The following is a 2,803-nucleotide window of genomic DNA, read 5'->3' as shown; positions in this document are numbered from 1 at the left end:
CGGGGCTTTTTGTTTGTGGCTCGCTTGGTGGTAGTGCCGGCCGCTGGCCGGCAACCTCAGGTCCGTTCAACGCACCCCGGACTGACATCGGCACCTCGATCCGATCCGGCTTCGCTGGCGCTTAGCGGCAAGGGCGTTGCTCACGTCAGGATGGTGTGGTTGGCCTCAATCGCACCGTTGGATTCCGGGCCGATGGTTCCTGTGCTATCAATACCAGGCCTTGCGTCAAGGCTCTTTCAGGGATTGGAAGGATGCACAGGTTCGGGGAAGCTGCAAGCGGTGTGTCTACCCGCTTCAGGGAAATCGGCGGTCGGCTTCGAAAGCTGGGTGTCATCGGGGGCTGGCTGTGCTGTGCGCTGCTGTGCCTTGGCCTGTCGCCCTGCGCAATCGCACAGACGACGGTCACCTACATACATACCGATGCCCTAGGCTCGGTTGTAGCCAAAAGTGATGCCAATGGCAACGTGATCGAGCGCATCAGTTACGAGCCTTATGGCGCTGTCGTAGGTGCGCCGGTTGCCGATGGCCCAGGGTATACGGGGCATGTGAGTGATGCTGCTACTGGGCTAAGCCAGATGCAGCAGCGGTACATGGATCCGCAGTTGGGTGTGTTCCTGTCTGTTGATCCGGTGGCTGCGTATGAGCAGCCGGTGGGGCAGTTCAATCGATACAGGTATGCGAACGGTAATCCGTACAAATTCACGGATCCGGACGGGAGGCAGAGTTGGAGTGACTTCCAGACCGGCTTTGAGAACGGAACACTTAACGCCTCCCGATACGAGCACGGATTTCCGTTGTATGCCAATTGGGCTGAGCAAACTGGCTATGCCATTGGTTCCGGTATCGTCAAGGGCGGGCAGTCCCATGCTGGTGGCATTCGAGCGCCGCCCCTGCGTATGCAGCCACCCCGGACTGGGACTGTTACAGTTGGCGCGCCATCTGGGCGGAACACAAACAAATTGCGACCGGACGCCAATGCACAGGGCGCACACTCTGTCCTAAAGCGTGGTGAGGATGGCAATATCAGCAATACTGCCACGTACCAGCCAAATCCGAACAATCCGTCCGGCTTCCAAGAGGTAAAGCGTGTCGACGTAACCGGAAAGGCTCATACCAATCCTGATGGATCCATCATTGCCACACCTCATGTGAAAGAGGCAGGGCAAAAGGGGGTGCGTCCGGCGCTCCCAGAAGAGCTGCCAAAGAGGAACTGAGATTATTTATGGACACTGCGATTGCGCTTTTGCAAAGATGGTATTCGAATCACTGTGACGAAGATTGGGAGCATTCCTACGGTATCAAGATAGACACTTTGGATAACCCAGGGTGGATTCTCACTGTCGACCTGGTTGACACGGAGTTGAGTGAATATTCGCTGCCCAGGACGCGCATTGATCGTTCGGAAGTAGATTGGATTCAGTCCGAGATTTCGGATGGGCGCTATATCGCTTGCGGTGGAGCGCTCAACCTGGAGGAGATCGTGCTTCAGTTTTTGAACTTCGCCGAGGGTCCCCGCGTCGACAGTCAGGACGCGCGAACCGACGGCGTAGGGCCGTAGGTTTTTCCGTTCAGTGTTCCGAGCAAGTTTGCGCTCTAACGGCGAAGACATTCGACATCGTTGGCGGACGATTGGACCGGCCAGGATTTCGTAGACAACTCAGAGCCATAATCAATGGTAACGCGAGAGGTGTCTATGGCGAGCAAGCAGTACACGGATGAGTTCAAGTCCGAGGCGATCAAGCAGGTGACCGAAAGGGGCTTCGCGGTTGCGGAGGTTGGGCGGTCTCAAGAAGCAAGCGCAACACGTGATCTGAATTCTGTGATCTCTTTGTCCATCACTTCGGCGGGCGTTTTCCAGCCCAGCGTCTGTCGCGGACGTGTGTTCATGAGCATCGCGACGTGATTGAGATACTCCTGGCTCGCGCTCGACAGATCAATGCCCTTGGGCAGGAACTGCCGAAGCAGTCCATTGGTGTTCTCGTTCTGCGATCAACGTGGTCGCGGCGACCATCGGTCTCGTTCCCATCGTTGGAGATGCCGGAAAAGCGGTCCTTAAGCACGGGGACGAGGCAGCACAACTTGGTAAGAAGTTGGCAAGCGAGCAGCAGATGGCTGAGTTGGCGGGTGGGGCCGGCAAGGTCACTCATGGTGCTTCTACTCCGAAGCCCCTACGTCAAGCTGAGCGTCTCGCGGGTGAGTACGGTGGCGATGCGTATTCCTATCAAAAAGTATCAAGCTCGTCATACAAAGCTGCTGACGGGGGGCACGTAGAGACCCATGCATTCCGGAATGCGGACACAGGCCAGATCATTGAACCAAAATCCGTCATAAATCCATAGGCGAGTTTGATATGAAAGTGCGTGCTGTCCGGAAAAATATTGAAGCGACCGTTGCCATGGGTGCTCACCCCTCTCTATCCCGCTACGAAGTCTCGTTGGGGCACGAGTACATTGTCTTTACAGTCGATTGTTACTATGACTCTCGCAAGATGGAGCGCTCAATTCTTTACGGCATTGAGGATGAGTATGGCCGCCTGATGTTGTATCCGGCCGCACTTTTTGAAGTCACTGACGCCCGCGCTTCAAAGTACTGGCTGGCGGGCTACAGCGACGGTTCGTTTTACTTGCGACCTCAGGAGTTCATCGATAATGTTTATCTGTCAGATGACATTCATGAAGATTTGCCTGGCGCACGCGCGGCGTTTCGAGAGATCAAAGCACGGTTTGAATCCGAAGCCGCTGAGTAGGCGATTCAAGATCGGCTGCCTTTGAGTCGCGGCGACCATCGGTCTCGTTCCCATCGT

General features: G+C 55.9%; 3 protein-coding genes and 2 pseudogenes. 4 read left to right on the top strand and 1 reads right to left on the bottom strand.

The features are described 5' to 3' along the window. Nucleotides 1-251 precede the first annotated feature (251 nt). The 3 genes and pseudogenes from HMPREF3113_RS18455 to HMPREF3113_RS19030 all read left to right on the top strand — a co-directional run. Nucleotides 252-1,214 carry an RHS repeat-associated core domain-containing protein gene (locus HMPREF3113_RS18455; protein WP_083298814.1) on the top strand — a complete coding sequence of 321 codons (963 nt, stop codon included), beginning with the start codon at nucleotides 252-254 and terminating at the stop codon, nucleotides 1,212-1,214. 8 nt (nucleotides 1,215-1,222) lie between these two features. Continuing rightward, nucleotides 1,223-1,558, top strand: coding sequence for an immunity 53 family protein (locus HMPREF3113_RS13790; RefSeq protein WP_070473404.1), 336 nt, complete (start codon nucleotides 1,223-1,225; stop codon nucleotides 1,556-1,558). Between the two features lie 135 nt (nucleotides 1,559-1,693). Next, nucleotides 1,694-1,783, top strand: a pseudogene (locus HMPREF3113_RS19030) (transposase); the annotation flags it as partial. A gap of 2 nt (nucleotides 1,784-1,785) precedes the next feature. Here HMPREF3113_RS19030 and HMPREF3113_RS18665 read toward each other — a convergent pair. Further along, a pseudogene (locus HMPREF3113_RS18665) lies at nucleotides 1,786-1,983 on the bottom strand (IS30 family transposase); the annotation flags it as partial. A gap of 367 nt (nucleotides 1,984-2,350) precedes the next feature. Between HMPREF3113_RS18665 and HMPREF3113_RS13780 the strand changes: the two are divergent. Beyond that, nucleotides 2,351-2,746: a hypothetical protein gene (locus HMPREF3113_RS13780; RefSeq protein ID WP_139146374.1), complete on the top strand. Its 396-nt coding sequence runs from the start codon at nucleotides 2,351-2,353 to the stop codon at nucleotides 2,744-2,746. Nucleotides 2,747-2,803: the final 57 nt, after the last annotated feature.

Source organism: Stenotrophomonas sp. HMSC10F06, from assembly GCF_001807865.1.
Lineage (GTDB): Bacteria > Pseudomonadota > Gammaproteobacteria > Xanthomonadales > Xanthomonadaceae > Stenotrophomonas > Stenotrophomonas bentonitica_A.
This window is presented reverse-complemented; position numbering and strand designations above follow the sequence as displayed.